Here is a 17,220-nt window from a genome sequence, read left to right on the forward strand (position 1 = left end):
GCTCATGCCGTCACCTCCTTGTCGAGGTCGTAGATCGGCACCCGCAGCCGGGACCAGGCCCAGATCTCGCCGGCCATCCAGCCCATCACGACCACCATGGCGACCAGGCCGAGGACAGTCAGGTTCACGTGCTTGTCCAGGCTGTCCGAGCTCAGCGCGATCGCGAGCAGACCGCCGAAGACCGCGATCCGGCCGGTGTACGACGCCATCGCGACGGCCAGCTGCATCGTCGGGGAAGTCTTGCGGGACAGGTGCAGCGCGAGCAGGCCGACGCCGGAGAAGACGACCACGATCAGCAGCCCCAGCAACGCGCCCCAGAGGCCGCGTAGACCGGCGGCGACGGTGGACACCGCGGCAGCATTCACACCGACGACCAGGGCCGCGACCAGTGCGCCACGCAACATTGCCAACGCCGGGTGCTTGGTCGCTTGTCCGGCGGGCTTCTCGCTGTGAGCCGTGGGAGCCATCTGGTGGTTCCGTCCTGCAGGCGGGCTGGTCTCGCGGCCAACTCGTCGGGTGGGCGGGGTCAGGGGTGTCGCTGTTCTTTGCTGGTGCTTGTGAAAACTAGCACAAAGTCTGCACGGTCAGCAAAACGAGACCTCTCCCGCTGTACGCGCCCACCCTATCGGTAGCCCACGCAGGCCAGTGGTCTGGTCCCTCCCAGCGCGGATCAGACCTTGGCGAGCGGTTTCCGGGAACGCCTCGGGAGACCGGTCGTGAGGAGCACCGCGGTGACCGCGACGGCCAGCACGACGAGCACCGTCCACCAGGTCAGCACGAGGCCGAGGACCACCACGCCGTACGCGATCAAGGCGGTCCAGAGGTACATCAGCAGGACGGCCCGGCGGTGCGAGTGGCCGCGCTGCATCAGGCGGTGGTGCAGGTGCTGCTTGTCGGCGGCGAACGGCGACCGGCCGGCCTTGGTCCGGCGTACGTAGGCCATCGTCAGGTCCAGCGCGGGGATCGCGAGGATCGCGATCGGCAGCACCAGCGGGAGCAGCGCGGGCAGCAGGCTCGAGCCGCCGACCTCGTACGGCACCGCGTTCGGGTCCATCTGGCCGGTCAGGCTGATCGTCGACGCGGCCAGCATCAGGCCGATCAGCAGGGCGCCGGAGTCGCCCATGAAAACCCTTGCAGGGAAGAAGTTGTGCGGCAGGAAGCCGAGGCAGGCGCCGGCCAGCGCGACCGTGATCAGCGTCGAGGTCGTCGCGCGGTCGAGGTTCTCGTGCACGTTCAGCAGGTACGAGTAGGTGAAGAACGCGGTCGCCCCGATCGCCGTGACGCCGGCCGCGAGACCGTCCAGGCCGTCGACGAAGTTCACCGCGTTGCACGACACCAGCAGAATGCCCGCGGTGAGCACGGCGAGCTGCGCGGGCGACGGCGAGATCACGCCGCCGGGCAGCGGCAGCCAGTACAACTGGATGCCTTGGACAACGAGTACGCCGACCGCGAGCACCTCGCCGGCCAGCTTGGTGATCGCGTCCAGCTCGTACAGGTCGTCGACCACGCCGACCGCGCAGATCACCACGCCGCCGACCAGGATCGCGCGGGCGTCGTGCGCCACCTGCAGGCTGTTGCCGAGGAACGGCAGGCTGGACGCGACCGCGAAACCGGCGATCAGGCCGCCGAGGATGGACAGGCCGCCGAAGTACGGGATCGGGACCTTGTGCACGTCGCGGGCCCGGACCTTGGCGACCGCGCCGTACCGCAGCGCGATCTGCCGGGCGACGCCGGTCAGCAGGAAGGTCGTGGCCATCGCCACGAACAGGACCAGCAGGTACTCGCGCACTAGTCGCCAGGCCTCACATCGGGATCGGTCGTCTGCGCCTCATTCTGCTTGGACGCTGCGGCCGGCGCTTCGGTTGGCTCGTCCCCGACCGTCTCGTCCGGCTTCTCCTCGTCGACCTTGTCCTCGACCTTGTCCTCGGCCTCCTCGTCGACCTTGTCCTCGACCTTGTCTTCGGACTTCTCGTCGACCTTGTCTTCGGACTTCTCGTCGAGCTTGTCCTCGGGCTCGGGCGACTGTTCGGGGGTGGGCTCGGCGGAGTCGCCGGACTCGCCCACGACCTCGGGGACGATCGCGCGGAGCCGGTCGAGGGAGATCGCGCCGACGCGGACCACGCGCGGGGTGTCGGTGGTGAGGTCGACGATCGTCGACGGCTCCCCCGCGGTCGCCTCGCCGCCGTCGAGGTACACCGCGACCGAGTCGCCCAGCTGCTCCTCGGCGTCGTACACGTCCAGCGCCGCGGGCCGGCCGGACCTGTTGGCGGCGCTGACCGCGAGCGGCCCGGTCCGGGACAGCAGTTCGCGGGTGTTCTCGTGGTCCGGGACGCGGAGCGCGACCGTGCCCTGGGTCTCCCCCAGGTCCCACATCAACGACGTCTGCGCGTGGCAGATCACGGTCAGCGGCCCCGGCCAGAACTCCTCGCAGAGCTTGCGGCCGTTGTCGGGTACGTCGGTGGCGAGCGCGTCCAGCGACTCGACGACCGAGATCAGCACCGGCGGCGGCACGTCCCGCCCGCGCCCCTTGGCGTCCAGCAGCCGCTGCACGGCGTCGGCCTTGAAGGCGTCGGCGGCGAGGCCGTACACGGTGTCGGTCGGGAAGACGACCAGGTCGCCGGCCTCGATGGCGTCCACCGCAGCGCGGTAGGCCGGTGCCAGCTCGTCCCCGGTGAAGTCGAAGCGCTCACTCACGGAGTGAATCGTGCCACTCGCGCGGTCTCCGACTCCAACCGGGCTCTTCCTTACATTCGATTGTCAGCTTTCGCGCCGGAAACCCCGGCGACTCCTTAGGATCCCCGGCATGACTGTGTCGCACGAGTTCCTCGCCGGGTTGCCGAAGGCCGAGTTGCATGTTCACCACGTCGGGTCCGCGTCACCGCGGATCGTGGCCGAGCTGGCCGCGCGGCACCCCGGGTCGCCGGTGCCGGCCGACCCGGCGCTGCTCACCGAGTACTTCAAGTTCAGCGACTTCGCCCACTTCATCGACATCTACCTGTCCGTCGTCGAGCTGATCAAGACGCCCGAGGACGTCCGGCTGCTCACCTACGAGATCGCCCGCGAGATGGCCGGCCAGCAGAACCTGCGGTACGCCGAGCTGACCGTCACGCCGTACACGTCGGTGATCCGCGGGATCGCCGCCGAGGCGTTCTGCGAGGCGATCGAGGACGCCCGGATCGCGGCCGAGAAAGACTTCGGCCTGGTGCTGCGATGGATCTTCGACATCTCCGGTGAGGACGGCGTGCCGGGCGCCGACGAGACGCTGCGGATCGCCACCAAGGTCCGGCCCGAGGGTCTGGTCGGGTTCGGGCTCGGCGGGCCGGAGATCGGCGTCCCGCGGCCGCAGTTCCAGCCGCACTTCGAGGCGGCGGTCGCGGCCGGGCTGCACAGCGTCCCGCACGCCGGCGAGACGACCGGCCCGCAGACCATCTGGGACGCGGTCCGATTCCTGAAGGCCGAGCGGATCGGCCACGGGACGTCGACGATGCAGGACCCGGCCCTGGTCGAGTACCTCGGCGAGCACCGGATCCCGCTCGAGGTCAGCCCGACGTCGAACATCGCGACCCGCGCGGTCGCGTCGTACGACGTGCACCCGCTGCGCGCGATGGTCGACGCCGGTCTGGTGGTCACGATCAACTCCGACGACCCGCCGATGTTCGGCACCGACCTCACCAACGAGTACGCCGTCGCGGCACGCCTGCTCGAACTGGACCAAGCCGGCGTCGGCGAGCTGGCGAAGACGGCCGTGCGGGTGTCGTTCGCCGAGGACTCGGTGAAGTCGGCCCTGCTGTCCGAGATCGACACCTACCTGGGCCAGAACACGCTGTAGCCGACAGACTGCCGCCGGACTGGCCAACCACGTTGCTGTGTGAGGTGTGGTTGGCTGGTCCGGTGCGGAAAGTCTGTGGGGCACTGGCCGTCGCGATGTTGGGCCTGGCGGCCTGCAGTGACGAGCCGGCGCCGGCCGGCCCGCCACCCGCTGCTGCCAGGTCCAGCGCGAGTCCCAGCCCCAGTCCCACTCCCCCGCCCGCGCCTGGCGGGCTGCCGCGCGGCGGGCGGGTGATCTTCCCGAAGCACCAACTCGTCGGGTACGTCGGCCTGCCGGGCTCACCGGCGCTCGGTCCGCTGGACAAGGACCTCGACGCGAAGGCCGCCAAGTTGGACAAGCTGTCCCGCGCTTACGCAGCCGGGCGGACGCCCTTGCCGGTGATGGAGCTGATCGCGGTCGTCGCCAAGGGCTCACGGGGCAAGGACGGCCTGTACCGCGGGCGCATCGACGACGCGAAGATCGAGGAGTACCTGACCGTCGCGCGCAAGCACAAGATGCTGCTGCTGCTCGACATCCAGCCCGGGCGCGCAAAGATCCTGCCTGAGGTCAAGCGCCTGGAGCGGTGGCTGAAGGAGCCGGACGTCGGCCTGGCGTTCGACCCCGAATGGGCAGTCGGTCCGGCGCAGGTACCCGGCCGGGTCTTCGGGCACACCACTGGCGCCGAGCTCGACAGCATCGCGGCGTACCTCTCGGGGCTGGTGCAGTCGAACGGCCTGCCGGAGAAGGTGTTCGTGTTCCACCAGCTGTCGACGCGGATCGTCAGCAACGAGAAGGCGCTGAAACCACACCCCGGTGTGGTGACGATCAAGTCGGTTGACGGGATCGGCGCCCGGTCCGACAAGCTCAAGACCTGGGCGAAGCTGACCACCGGTCTCCCGCCGGCGGTGCACGCCGGCTTCAAGCTCTTCTACACCGAGGATGCCCGGCACGGTCCGCTGATGACGCCCGCACAGGTGCTGGCGCTGAAGCCCCGTCCGGAGCTGGTGATCTACGAATGATCTCGATCGCGTTCGTCAACATCGCGGGCGGCCGCCTGGTCGGCCCGGACGGGTACGACGACGCCGACCGGACGGCGGACTTCGGTCACGCGCTCGCGGGGCTGCGACCGGACGTGCTGATCGTGACCGAGCTCGACCCGGACGGCGACCAGCTCGAGCGGCTGGCCGCGGCCGCGATGCCGGGCCGGCCGGCGTACTACGCGCGGCACGGGTTCTCGGACTCGCACATCCCCGGCGTGGCGCGGCTGGGAGTGGGCATCGCATCGGCGTACCCGTTGACCGAGCTGGAGCGGATCGACCTGCCGGACCCGTCGATCGACTTCCTGCACTGGCGGACCGGTGAGCCGATGGACCCGCATCCGAAGGGCTTCCTGGTCGCGCGTGCCGATCTCGGAGGGCTCGGTGAGGTCGATCTCGTCGGTGGACAGGTGTGTCCGATCCACATGTTCCGCAGCGCGTCGGGTGTCGAGTACACATACCAGGACGGTGCGGGGCGTGAGTACGGGACGGAGCTCACGGCGTACCTGCGGGAGGAACTGGCGGCGCGCGGCGTCCGCCGGGCGGTTGTCGCGGGCGACCTGAACATGCCGAACCCCCGCGACGTCTTCGGCGAGCCCCTCGGCCTCGTCGACGCGTTCGGCGACCCGCCCCCGGTCACCACCCCGGACGGCCGCTCGATCGACCGCCTCTTCTCCACCCCCGACCTCGTCGCCCGCGACGTCGAGGTGGTCCGAGTACCAGGCGCCGACCACTACCCAGTCGTCTGCCGCCTCACCCTCCGCACCCCCGAGGCACCCGCGATCGGCCGCATCCGCGAACAGGACCTCGCCAGACCTCCCACACGCTCGGGCCACCGCTCCCGCGGCATCACCCGCGGTTAGCAACTGCCCCGCCACCAGCGACAGCACCCCACTGGCCATTTCGGTGGCTAACCCATGAAACGGACCCTTCCTGCGTCGCATGCGCCAGGTGAAGGGTCCACCTCAGCGGTTAACCACTCAGCGGGGTCGGGGCGGGAGGTGGTGGCTGTGGTGACGTCAGACGCGGCGGCCGGTGGTGAAGCGGTGGCGGCCGGCCAGGTCCAGTCGGTCGCGGACCTCGGTGTAGAGGGCGGTGGCGGTGAAGACAGCGGGTGCGGACTCGCCTTGGACGTCGGCGTGTTCGCAGGCGAACCAGCCGCCGGGCTTGAGCAGCCGGGCTGCGGTTGCGGCGACGACCTTGATCTCGTCGAGGCCGTCGTCGCCGGACCACAAGGCGAGGGCCGGGTCGTGGTCGCGGACCTCGGCGGTCACTGATTCCCAGGCGGTCAGCGGGATGTACGGCGGGTTGGAGATGACCGCGTCGACCTGACCGTCGAGCTCCGGCAGGCAACCGTCGATGTCGCCCTCGTGCAGGATCGCGCCCGTGCCTTCGAGATTGCGCCGGGCCCAGACGACCGCCTCGGGCGACAGCTCGACCGCGTGAACGATGCTGTCCGGCCGCTCGGTCGCGACTGCACCCGCGATCGCACCGGATCCGCTGCACAGGTCCACGACCAGCGGGTTCTTCACGTCGGCGATCCGGTCCAGGATCCAGCCGACCATCACCTCGGTCTCCGGGCGCGGTACGAACACCCCCGGCCCCACGGCGAGCTCCCGATACCGGAACGCCGCCGTACCCGTCAGGTGCTGCAACGGCTCCCGAGCCGCCCGCCGCGCGATCAGCTCGTCGTACCGCACCCGCTGCTCGGCCGTGGGCTCACGAAGGTTCAGCCGGCTGGATCCAGTGACGAAGGCGAGCAGTTCAGCAGCGTCGAACTCCGGCGAAGCAACCCCGGCCTCTCGCAACCGCGCGGCCGAAGCCGACACCAGTGCCTTGGTGGTCACTGGGACTCGACGGCCTCGAGGCGGGCGGCGAGGTCGGCGTCCGTCAGGGCCTTGATGACCGGCTCCAGTTCGCCGCCCAGGACCTGGTCGAGGTTGTGGGCCTTGTAGCCGACGCGGTGGTCGGAGAAGCGGTTCTCGGGGAAGTTGTACGTGCGGACGCGCTCCGACCGGTCGACGGTGCGGATCTGCGACCGCCGGGCGTCACTCGCCTCCTGGTCGGCCGCCTCCTGCGCCGCGGCCAGCAGCCGCGCCCGCAGCACGCGCATCGCCTGCTCGCGGTTCTGCAGCTGGGACTTCTCGTTCTGCATCGAGACCACGATGCCGGTCGGCAGGTGGGTGATCCGGACCGCGGAGTCGGTCGTGTTGACGCTCTGCCCACCCGGCCCGGAGGACCGGAACACGTCGATCCGCAGGTCGTTCGGGTCGATCTCGACGTCCACGTCCTCGGCCTCCGGCAGCACCAGCACGCCGGCCGCGGACGTGTGGATCCGTCCCTGCGACTCGGTCACCGGCACCCGCTGGACCCGGTGCACGCCGCCCTCGAACTTCAGCTTCGCGTACGGCGCGTCGCCGGGCTCCGGCGTGCCCTTCGCCTTCACCGCGACGGTGATCGACTTGTACCCGCCGAGGTCGGACTCGGCCGAGTCCAGCACCTCGGTCTTCCAGTTCTGCGACTCGGCGTACTTCAGGTACATCTTCAGCAGGTCGCCGGCGAACAGCGCGGACTCGTCGCCGCCCTCGCCCGCCTTGATCTCGAGGATCGCGTCCTTGTCGTCGTTGGGGTCCCGCGGCACCAGCAGCGTCTGCAGCCGCTCGGCGAGCTCCTCACGGCGCGCGGCCAGCTTGGTCGCCTCCTCGGCGAACGCCGGATCCTCCGCCGCGAGCTCCTTCGCGGCCTCGATGTCGTCGCCGGTCTGCAGCCACTCGTCGTACGTCCGGACCACCGGCGCCAGCGCGGCGTACCGCTTGCCGACCCGGCGGGCGTTGGCCTGGTCGGAGTGCAGCTCCGGCTCCGCCATCTGCCGCTCCAGCTCGGCGTACTCCGCCTTCAGCGTCTCAACTGCCTCGAACATGCCGCACTCCTCCTCCCGGACCACCGCCGACAACACAAACCGCGCGCCGGTCCCGCCCAGAACGGGCAGAACCGGCGCGCGGCAGGAAAGCTACTTCTTGGCGTACCGCTTCTCGAAGCGGGCCACCCGGCCACCGGTGTCGAGAATCTTCTGCTTGCCGGTGTAGAAGGGGTGGCACTGCGAGCACACGTCGGCGTGGATGACGCCGTTCTCCGCGGTCGAGCGCGTCTGGAACGTGGCGCCACAGGTGCAGGTCACCGTGGTGTCCACATACGCCGGGTGGATGTCAGCCTTCACAACAAGTCTCCTAGGAAGTATCAAGCGCCCCGGGTCGTCCGCACGGCGCGAACGTGAACCGGAACCAGCAAACAAGTGTGCCACGCGAGGCCCCGCCCGGCGAAATCAACCGTCACGGGGCGTCCGGTGCGAGGCTGAGACCCGAACCGGCGTCCGGGGACCTGAAATACCAGGTCCCCAGATGCCATTGCGGGTCTCAGGATGCGGCAGCGGTCGATCAGTCGCCGTTGGTGGTGCTGTGGCTGCTGCCCGTCGACGGGGTGGTCTTGTTGACCTGGAGCAGGAACTCGATGTTCGACTTGCTCTCCTTGAGCTTGCCGATCAGCAGCTCCAGTGCGGCCTGGCCGTCGAGCGCGGACAGCACCCGGCGGAGCTTCCAGACCACCTGGGTCTCCTCCTTGGACATCAGCAGCTCCTCGCGGCGGGTGCCGGAGGCGACCACGTCGATGGCCGGGAAGATCCGCCGGTCGGCGAACTCGCGGCGCAGCCGCAGCTCCATGTTGCCGGTGCCCTTGAACTCCTCGAAGATCACCTCGTCCATCTTCGAGCCGGTCTCGATCAGCGCCGTCGCGAGGATCGTCAGCGAACCGCCGTCCTCGATGTTGCGGGCGGCGCCGAAGAACCGCTTCGGCGGGTACAGCGCGGACGAGTCGACACCGCCGGACAGGATCCGGCCGCTGGCCGGCGCCGCGATGTTGTACGCCCGGCCGAGCCGGGTGATCGAGTCGAGCAGCACGACCACGTCGTGACCGAGCTCCACCAGCCGCTTGGCGCGCTCGATGGCCAGCTCCGCGACCGTCGTGTGGTCGTCGGCCGGCCGGTCGAACGTCGAGGCGATGACCTCGCCCTTGACCGTGCGCTGCATGTCGGTGACCTCTTCGGGCCGCTCGTCCACCAGCACGACCATCAGGTGCACTTCGGGGTTGTTCGTGGTGATCGCGTTCGCGAGCGCCTGCAGCACCATCGTCTTACCGGCCTTCGGCGGCGAGACGATCAGGCCGCGCTGGCCCTTGCCGATCGGGCTGACGATGTCGACGATGCGCGTCGTCAGGATGCCCGGCTCGGTCTCCAGCCGGAGCCGCTCGGTCGCGTACAGCGGGGTGAGCTTGTTGAAGTCCTGCCGCTGCTTGGCGATCTCCGGGTCCGCACCGTTGACGGTGTCGATCCGGACCAGCGGGTTGAACTTCTCCTTGCGCTCGCCCTCCTGCGGCTGCTTCACCGCACCGGTGATCGCGTCGCCCTTGCGCAGGCCGTACCGCTTCACCATCGAGAGGGCGACGTACACGTCATTCGGGCCGGGCAGGTAGCCGCTGGTCCGGACGAAGGCGTAGTTGTCGAGGACGTCGAGGATGCCCGCCGCGGGGACGAGGATGTCGTCCTCGGTGATCGTCGGCTCGGCGTCGTACCGCTCGCCGCGACCGCGGCTGCGGCTGCTGTCCCGGCCGCTGTCCCGCCCGCTGTCGCGGGTGCCGGTGCTCTGACCGTCGCGGTTGCGCTCCCGGTCGCGGCCCCGGCGGCGCCGGCGACGGCCCTCGCCGTCCTCGCCGCGGTCGCTCTGGTCCTGCCGGTTCCGCTGGTTGTCACCGCGGTTGTCCCGGTTGCCGTCGCGGCCGTCCCGGTTCTGGTCACGGTTGCCGTCGCGGTTTCCGTCCCGGTTGCCGTCACGGTTCTGCTCACGGTTGCCGTCACGGTTGCCGTCACGGTTCTGCTCACGGTTGCCGTCGCGGTTGCGGTCGCGGTTCTGGTTGCCGTCGCGGCCGTCCCGGTTGCTGTCCCGGTTCTGCTCACGGTTCTGGTTGCCGTCGCGGTTCCGGTCGCGGGTGCGGCCCTGGTTGTCCGCGCGGTCGTCGGCGCGGTCGTCGCCGCGCTCCTCGCCGCGCTCGCCGCCGCGGGTCTCGACCCGCTCGGCGGCACCGGTCGCGGCAGCCGGCTCCGGCTGCGCGGTCTTCACCGCGGGCGCTTCGACGGCGGCCTCGAACACGGCGCCGTCCTGCGGGTCCTTCTGGGCGTCCTTCTGGGCGGCGGCGCGGGTCCGGCGGCTGCCGCCCTCGCGCTTCGCCGGCGTCTCCGCGGTCGTCGCCGCGGGCGCATCGGCGGCCTCGTCGAGCGTCGGCTGCGTCGTCTTCGGCTGCGCCTTCGCCCTGGTGCCGCTCGTCGAGCCGCCCGCGGGAGCACCGGCGGATCCGCCGGCCTGGGCGGCCTTGATCGCCTCGATCAGCTGGCCCTTGCGCAGAGCGCCGGTGCCCTTGATGCCGAGTGTCCCGGCGAGCTGCTTGAGCTCGGGGAGCAGCATGCCCTCGAGGCCGCCGCCAGCTTTCCGGCGACGCGTCGCGGTGGTCGCCGCGGCGTCAGCTCCGCTGGAGGCTTCAACAGTTTCTGTCACGTGAGGTCCTTCCCACACGGATCGTCGACGGCCTGCCCGGCGCGTCGACCAATTTCACCCACGACCGCACAACGGGCACGTGGGATACAAGAGACTCTCGCTCGATCTGAGTCCCCCCGGACATCTCCGACGCAGGCGGCGCAAGGTCACGTCCACAGGAGGGTCGCCACACAACACAGGGTGCCGGGAGCACAGCCCGGATCGTGACGAGAGCACACCGATCACCTGGAGGGGATCGGGTGAGTCGAGACTAGCACCACTACAGGTCCTTCTGCCGACTCCAGGGGTTACAACGCGTGTCAGCCGTCCGGCATTCCCGGCGTCAGCCCGCCTCCATCGACCAGACCTGTACGCCGACTGGATCGATCTCCAGCTCGTACTTCGCCCAGCCGTCCGGCGGCTCCGGAGTATTGCGGAAAAACTGGCTCTGACCTGCGCTTTTGCCGTCGTGACCGCCGAGTACGGCGACCGTCGGACCGGCCCCGCTGACGATCGCGGCGAGCCCGCTGCCGCGCAGTTTGTGGACCAGCGCGAGGCTCTCCGGCATGGCCGGTTCGCGGTACTCCTGGTGCAGCCGGTCCTCGGTCGCGGTCAGCAGCAGCTCCGGCCGGCCGGTCACGGCCGCGACAAGCAGCGCGGCCTTGCCCGCGTTGGCCGCGGCGTCGATGTGGGAAACAACGCCCGGCAGCAGTCCGCGCGCCTGTTTGGTCAGCACGCGATTGTCAGGTACGTAAGCGATCGCGGCCAATCCGTCGGCCGGGTCCAGCCGGACCGCGCGGCCGGTTCCGCCTTCTGTCCAAGCGATCGTGAACCCTCCGAGGGCCGCCGCCGCGACGTTGTCGGGGTGACCTTCGATCTCGTTCGCGAGCACGACGAGGCGCTCGCGGTCCAGCGGCTCGCCGGCCAGCGCGAACGCTGCCGCGAGCCCGCCGACGATCGCCGCGGACGACGACCCCAGCCCGCGCCCGTGCGGGATCCGGTTCTCGCAGCGCAGCGTGAATCCGGGCACCGGCGCGCCCAAGGCCTCGAGCCCCGCCTGGATCGACCGGACCACGAGATGCGTCTCGTCGAGCGGTACCTCGCCTTCGCCGCAGCCGGTCACCTGCACGGTCACCCCGGATCCGCACGGCGTGACGATGAGGTCGTCGTACAGCGTCAGCGCGAGACCGAAGGCGTCGAAACCGGGCCCCAGGTTCGCGCTCGTCGCGGGGACCCGGACCCGCACCTGGTCGCACGGCCGCCGGTGGCCGGCGTCCTGCTTGCGATCCGGCTCGGCGCCCATGTCGACTCCACCCATCTCAGGCGAGACCGGCGATGCGGGCGACGGCGTCGGTGTCGGCCGGCGTCACCGGCGGCTCCTCGAAGCTGACGTGCCCCAGAGCCGTGTCGATGTCCTTCAGGCCGTGGCCGGTGACCGTGATCACCACGGTCGAACCGCCCGGTAGCCACCCCTGCGCCTTCGCGTGCAGCAGACCGGCGACCCCGGCGGCCGACGCGGGCTCGACGAACACGCCTTCGCGAGCCGCGAGCTCACGCTGCGCGGTCAGGATCTGCTCGTCGGTGACCAGCTCGATCCGCCCGCCGGACTCGTCCCGCGCGGCTTCGGCCAGCGTCCAGGACGCCGGGTTGCCGACCCTGATCGCCGTCGCCGCGGTCTCCGGCTTCTCGACGATCGAGCCGCGCACGATCGGTGCCGCCCCCTCGGCCTGGAAGCCCCACATCTTCGGCGTCCGGGTGGCGAGCTTGTCCTCGGCGTACTCCTGGTATCCCTTCCAGTAGGCCGCGATGTTGCCCGCGTTGCCGACCGGGAGCAGGTGCAGGTCCGGCGCGTCGCCGAGCGCGTCGCAGACCTCGAAAGACGCGGTCTTCTGCCCTTCCAGGCGCACCGGGTTCACCGAGTTCACCAGCGCGACCGGGTAGTTCTTCCCGAGCTCGCGGACGATCCGCAGGCAGTCGTCGAACCCGCCGTCGATCTGCACCAGCTTCGCGCCGTGCACGACCGCCTGGGCCAGCTTGCCCTTCGCGATCCGGCCCGCCGGGATCACCACCAGCGGCAGCATCCCGGCGCGGACGGCGTACGCCGCGGCCGACGCCGAGGTGTTGCCGGTGGAGGCGCAGACGACGGCCTTGTCACCGGCCTGCGCGGCCAGCGAGATCGCCACCGTCATGCCGCGGTCCTTGAACGAGCCGGTCGGGTTGTTGCCCTCGACCTTGAGCCAGACCTCGCAGCCGCTCTGCTCGCTCAGCCACTGCGCGGCCACCAGCGGCGTCCCGCCCTCGCCGAGCGTGACCACCGGCGTGTCCGCCGACACGGGAAGCCGGTCTCTGTACTCCTCGATCACGCCACGCCACTGGTGCACCATTGAATTACTCGCCTTCCACCCGCATCACACTGCTGACTTCACGGACGATGTCCATGTCCCGCAAGGAATCCACGGTCGCGGACAACGCGGCGTCGGTCGCGGTGTGGGTGACCACCACCAGCTGCGCGTCGCTGCCCCGGCCCTCCTGGCGGACGGTCTGGATCGACACGTCGTGCTCGGAGAATGCGTGGGCCACCGCCGCCAGCACACCGGCCTTGTCGGCCACGTCCAGCGACACGTGGTAGCGGGTCGTCGCGTCGCCCATCGGCCGCACGGACCGCTGGGTGTACGACGACTCGCCGACTCCCGGCACGCCCTTGAGCCGGTTGCGCGCGGCGGACACCAGATCCCCGAGGACTGCACTGGCCGTCGGGGCGCCGCCGGCACCACGACCATAGAACATCAGCTGGCCGGCCGCTTTCGATTCCACGAAAACGGCGTTGTACGCGTCCCGGACGTTCGCCAGCGGGTGGGTGGCCGGGATCATCGCCGGATACACCCGGGCGCTGACCGAGTCGCTCACCTCGTCCAGCTCGCAGATCGCCAGCGACTTCACCACGCAGCCCATCTCCCGGGCCGACGCGATGTCGGTCGCGGTCACCTCGGTGATGCCCTCGCGGTGCACGTCGGCGATCGAGACCCGGGTGTGGAACGCCAGGCTGGCCAGCAGCGCGGCCTTCGCGGCGGCGTCGAAGCCCTCGATGTCCGCGGTCGGGTCGGCCTCGGCGTACCCCAGCGCCTGGGCCTCCTCGAGCGCCTCGTCGAAGCCGGCGCCGGTGCTGTCCATCTTGTCGAGGATGTAGTTCGTGGTGCCGTTGACGATGCCCATCACCCGGACCACGTCGTCACCGGCGAGAGACTCGCGCAGCGGCCGCAGGATCGGGATCGCGCCGGCCACCGCGGCCTCGAAGTACAGGTCGCGCTGGTACTTCTCCGCGGCGGCGAACAACGTCGGGCCGTCCTCGGCGAGCAGAGCCTTGTTCGCCGTGACGACCGAGGCGCCCTGCTCGAGCGCGGTCAGGATCAGGCTGCGGGCGGGCTTCAGGCCGCCGATCACCTCGATCACCAGGTCGAGGTCGCCGCGCGACACCAGGGCCTGCGCGTCGGTGGTGATCAGGTCCGGGTCGACCGCGATGTCGCGCGCACGACCGGGCCGGCGGACGGCGATACCGGCGATCTCCAGGCGGGCGCCGACGCGGGCCGCCAGATGGTCCGCCTGCTCGGTCAGGATCCGCACCACCTCGGTGCCGACCACTCCGCAACCGAGCAGGCCTACCTTGAGAGGTTTTGCGTCGTTCATTCGGCGGCCCCCATGTCGAGTCCGAGCAGGTCGTCTTCGGTCTCACGGCGTACGACGACGCGCATGTGGCCGTCCTTGACCGCGATCACCGGTGGCCGCGGCACGTGGTTGTAGTTGCTCGCCATCGAGCGGCAGTAGGCGCCGGTCCCCGGGACGGCGACCAAATCGCCGGGCTGCACGTCCGCGGGCAGGAACTCGGCCTTCACGACGATGTCACCGGCCTCGCAGTGCTTGCCGACCACGCGCGCGAGCGTCGGCCCGGCATCGGAGTAGCGGTTGGCAAGCGTGCAGGAGTAGTCGGCGTCGTACAGCGCGGCGCGGATGTTGTCGCTGATCCCGCCGTCGACCGACACGTACGTCCGGGAGGCGCCGGCGTCCAGCTCGACCTCCTTGACGGTGCCGACCCCGTAGACCGTGCACATCGCCGGACCGACGATCGCCCGGCCGGGCTCGATCGAAACCTTCGGCACGTCGACGCCGAACGCACGGCACTCGTGCTCGACGATCTTGCCCATCTCGGTGGCCAGCTGCGCCGGGTCCGACGGGTCGTCCTGCGTGGTGTACGCGATCCCGAAGCCGCCGCCCAGGTCGAGCTCGGGCATGTCCACGCCGAGCTCGTCGGAAACCCTTGCGTGCAAGGCGATCACGCGCTTCGCGGCGACCTCGAAACCGGACGAGTCGAAGATCTGCGAGCCGATGTGCGAGTGCAGGCCGAGCAGCTCCAGCTCGGGCGCTTCGTTGACCCGGGCAACGGCTTCGTACGCCGCGCCGGAGGTGATCGAGAAGCCGAACTTCTGGTCCTCGTGCGCGGTCGCGATGTACTCGTGGGTGTGCGCCTCGACGCCCGCGGTGACCCGGATCATCACCGGGGCGACCACGCCGCGCTCGCCGGCGAGCGCGATCAGCCGGGAGATCTCGTGCTGCGAGTCGACGATGATCCGGCCGATCCCGGCGTCCAGCGCGCGGGCCAGCTCGGACTCGGACTTGTTGTTGCCGTGGAACCCGAGCCGCTTCGGGTCGGCGCCGGCCCGGAGCGCGACGGCCAGCTCGCCCCCGCTGCAGATGTCGAGGTTCAGGCCCTCTTCCATCACCCAGCGGACGACCGTCGTACACAGGAAGGCCTTGCCGGCGTAGTAGACGTCGAAGTCCTTGAAGGCGTGCTTGAACGCGCGCGCCCGGGCGCGGAAGTCGTCCTCGTCCAGCACGTACGCCGGGCTGCCGTGCTCGGCGACCAGGTCGCGCACGTCGACACCGCCGACGACCAGCGAACCCTCGCCGGTCTTCTTCGCGGTGGACGACCAGAGCTGCGGGACCAGGTCGTTGACGTCGCGGGGGGCGCGCAGCCAGGACGGGCCGCGGTGACCGATGTCGGCGTGCAGCGCGCCCGCCTCGTGCGCCCTCACATCCGCTCCGGTGCGGAGACGCCGAGCAGGTCGAGCCCGTTGGCGAGAACGGTCCGGGTCGCGGACACCAGGGTCAGGCGAGCCTTGTGCACCGGCTCCACCTCCTCGTCGCCGCGTGGCAGCACGCGGCAGCTGTCGTAGAACTTGTGGAACGCGGACGCGGTGTCCTCGAGGTACCGCGCGATGCGGTGCGGCTCGCGCAACTCCGCGGCGGTGGCGACGACCCGCGGGAACTCGGCCAGCGCGCGCAGCAGGTCGCCCTCGCGCTCGTGGCTGAGCAGGCCCGGGTCGAACTCGTCCAGCTTGATGCCGAGCTCGTCGGCGTTGCGCAGTATCGACGCCAGCCGGGCGTGCGCGTACTGCACGTAGTACACCGGGTTCTCGCTGGCCTGCCGGGTCATCTCCTCGATGTCCAGGGTCAGCGGGGAGTCGGCCGGGTAGCGGCAGAGGGTGTAGCGGAGCGCGTCGACGCCGCCCTCCTCGACCAGCTCGGCGAGCGTGACGATGGTGCCGGCCCGCTTGGACAGCCGCATCTCCTCGCCGCCCTTGAGGATCTTCACCAGCTGGCCGATCAGGATCTCGATGTTGTGCTCGGGGTCGTCGCCGGCGCAGGCCGCGATCGCCTTCAGCCGGTTCACGTAGCCGTGGTGGTCGGCGCCGAGCAGGTAGACGCAGGTCTCGAAACCGCGCTCGCGCTTGTTCACGTAGTACGCCGCGTCGGAGGCGAAGTACGTCGGCTCGCCGTTCGACCGGATCAGCACGCGGTCCTTGTCGTCGGTGAAGTCCGTGGTCCGCATCCAGAGCGCGTCGTCCGCCTCGTACAGATGGCCCTGGTCGCGGAGCTTCTGGATCGCGTGCGGTACGCCGTCCTGCTCGTGCAGGCTGCGCTCGGAGAACCAGACGTCGAACTTGGTCCGGAAGTGCTCGAGCTGGTCCTGCTGCTCCTTGAGCTGACGCTCGTAGCCCGCCTCGCGGAACGCGACCAGCTGCTCGTCCTCGGGCAGCTCGGTGATCCCCGGCACCTCGTCGACGATCCGCTTGGCCAGGTCGAGGATGTACTCGCCGTGGTACCCGTCCTCCGGGATCGGCTGCCCGTGCGCCGCGGCCTGCAGGCTGGCGCCGAACTTGTCCATCTGGTTGCCGCGGTCGTTGATGTAGAACTCGCGGCTGACGCTCGCGCCCGCCGCGGCCAGCACCCGGGCGAGCGCGTCGCCGACGGCCGCCCAGCGGGTGTGGCCGAGGTGCAGCGGGCCGGTCGGGTTCGCGGAGATGAACTCGAGGTTGATCGTCCGGCCCTGCAGGCTGTCGCTGGTGCCGTACTTCTCGCCGGCCTCCAGGATCGACTGCGCGACCTTGCCCTGGGCATCGGCGGCGACCCGGAGGTTGATGAAGCCCGGGCCGGCGATCTCGACCGCGGTGATCGCCTCGTCGTCGCGGAGCTTCACGGCCAGCAGCTCGGCGAACTGGCGCGGATTCAGCCCGGCGCGCTTGCCGAGCTGCATGGCGACGTTGGTCGCGTAGTCCCCGTGCTCGGGGTTCTTGGGTCGCTCGACCTTCAGCTCGCGCGGCAGCCCGCCCTCGACGGTGATGGTGCCGTCGGCGGCGAGCGCGGCCAGGGCCTGCAGGATCTTCTCAGCGAGCTGTTCCGGAGTCACCGGATCAGCCTAATGGGCTGCACCCGAAACCCTTGACTCACCATCCACAGCCCG

15 protein-coding genes are annotated in these 17,220 nt (G+C 70.2%); 3 read left to right on the plus strand and 12 right to left on the minus strand.

The features are described from left to right. Positions 1-2: 2 nt before the first annotated feature. From AB0L64_RS29750 to AB0L64_RS29760, 3 genes are all read right to left on the minus strand, one after another. Complete coding sequence (locus tag AB0L64_RS29750; protein WP_363715339.1) at positions 3-467, minus strand: hypothetical protein; 465 nt, start codon at positions 465-467, stop codon at positions 3-5. A 203-nt stretch (positions 468-670) separates the two neighbouring features. After that, the gene (locus AB0L64_RS29755; protein WP_355700082.1) at positions 671-1,789 is read right to left on the minus strand and encodes an MraY family glycosyltransferase; all 1,119 of its coding nucleotides are present in this window, start codon (positions 1,787-1,789) and stop codon (positions 671-673) included. Continuing rightward, positions 1,789-2,694, minus strand: a complete 906-nt coding sequence (locus AB0L64_RS29760; RefSeq protein WP_363715342.1) for an L-threonylcarbamoyladenylate synthase — start codon at positions 2,692-2,694, stop codon at positions 1,789-1,791. The genes AB0L64_RS29755 and AB0L64_RS29760 overlap by 1 nt, the downstream gene beginning before the upstream one ends. Before the next feature lie 109 nt (positions 2,695-2,803). On the opposite strand from AB0L64_RS29760, the gene AB0L64_RS29765 reads away from it, so the two are divergent. The 3 genes from AB0L64_RS29765 to AB0L64_RS29775 all read left to right on the plus strand — a co-directional run bounded on the left by AB0L64_RS29765 (position 2,804) and on the right by AB0L64_RS29775 (position 5,708). After that, positions 2,804-3,829, plus strand: coding sequence for an adenosine deaminase (locus AB0L64_RS29765; protein ID WP_363715344.1), 1,026 nt, complete (start codon positions 2,804-2,806; stop codon positions 3,827-3,829). Between the two features lie 62 nt (positions 3,830-3,891). Next, a complete protein-coding gene (locus AB0L64_RS29770; protein ID WP_363715346.1) occupies positions 3,892-4,827 on the plus strand; it encodes a hypothetical protein in 936 nt (311 codons plus the stop codon). Then, positions 4,824-5,708 carry an endonuclease/exonuclease/phosphatase family protein gene (locus tag AB0L64_RS29775; RefSeq protein ID WP_363715349.1) on the plus strand — a complete coding sequence of 295 codons (885 nt, stop codon included), beginning with the start codon at positions 4,824-4,826 and terminating at the stop codon, positions 5,706-5,708. The genes AB0L64_RS29770 and AB0L64_RS29775 overlap by 4 nt, the downstream gene beginning before the upstream one ends. Positions 5,709-5,864: 156 nt before the next feature. Here AB0L64_RS29775 and prmC read toward each other — a convergent pair whose 3' ends face one another. The 9 genes from prmC to argS all read right to left on the minus strand — a co-directional run bounded on the left by prmC (position 5,865) and on the right by argS (position 17,166). Then, positions 5,865-6,692 carry a peptide chain release factor N(5)-glutamine methyltransferase gene (gene prmC, locus AB0L64_RS29780; RefSeq protein ID WP_363715351.1) on the minus strand — a complete coding sequence of 276 codons (828 nt, stop codon included), beginning with the start codon at positions 6,690-6,692 and terminating at the stop codon, positions 5,865-5,867. Further along, positions 6,689-7,765 carry a peptide chain release factor 1 gene (gene prfA / locus AB0L64_RS29785; protein WP_355700088.1) on the minus strand — a complete coding sequence of 359 codons (1,077 nt, stop codon included), beginning with the start codon at positions 7,763-7,765 and terminating at the stop codon, positions 6,689-6,691. Before prfA ends, prmC begins: the two co-directional genes overlap by 4 nt. Positions 7,766-7,855: 90 nt before the next feature. Further along, entirely contained in the window at positions 7,856-8,062 is a 207-nt protein-coding gene (gene rpmE, locus AB0L64_RS29790; protein ID WP_363715354.1) for a 50S ribosomal protein L31, read from the minus strand. A 217-nt stretch (positions 8,063-8,279) separates the two neighbouring features. Then, entirely contained in the window at positions 8,280-10,445 is a 2,166-nt protein-coding gene (rho, locus tag AB0L64_RS29795; RefSeq protein ID WP_363715356.1) for a transcription termination factor Rho, read from the minus strand. A 322-nt stretch (positions 10,446-10,767) separates the two neighbouring features. Continuing rightward, positions 10,768-11,727 carry a homoserine kinase gene (gene thrB, locus AB0L64_RS29800; RefSeq protein WP_363715358.1) on the minus strand — a complete coding sequence of 320 codons (960 nt, stop codon included), beginning with the start codon at positions 11,725-11,727 and terminating at the stop codon, positions 10,768-10,770. A gap of 16 nt (positions 11,728-11,743) precedes the next feature. Continuing rightward, complete coding sequence (thrC, locus tag AB0L64_RS29805) at positions 11,744-12,808, minus strand: threonine synthase (protein WP_355700091.1); 1,065 nt, start codon at positions 12,806-12,808, stop codon at positions 11,744-11,746. Positions 12,809-12,812: 4 nt separating this feature from the next. Further along, complete coding sequence (locus tag AB0L64_RS29810) at positions 12,813-14,108, minus strand: homoserine dehydrogenase (protein WP_363715361.1); 1,296 nt, start codon at positions 14,106-14,108, stop codon at positions 12,813-12,815. Next, on the minus strand, positions 14,105-15,511 hold the full coding sequence (gene lysA, locus AB0L64_RS29815; RefSeq protein ID WP_363715363.1) for a diaminopimelate decarboxylase: 1,407 nt from the start codon (positions 15,509-15,511) through the stop codon (positions 14,105-14,107). The genes AB0L64_RS29810 and lysA overlap by 4 nt, the downstream gene beginning before the upstream one ends. Then, positions 15,508-17,166: an arginine--tRNA ligase gene (argS, locus tag AB0L64_RS29820; RefSeq protein ID WP_363715365.1), complete on the minus strand. Its 1,659-nt coding sequence runs from the start codon at positions 17,164-17,166 to the stop codon at positions 15,508-15,510. The genes lysA and argS overlap by 4 nt, the downstream gene beginning before the upstream one ends. Positions 17,167-17,220 lie beyond the last annotated feature (54 nt).

The organism is Kribbella sp. NPDC051936, assembly GCF_040680955.1.
Lineage (GTDB): Bacteria > Actinomycetota > Actinomycetes > Propionibacteriales > Kribbellaceae > Kribbella.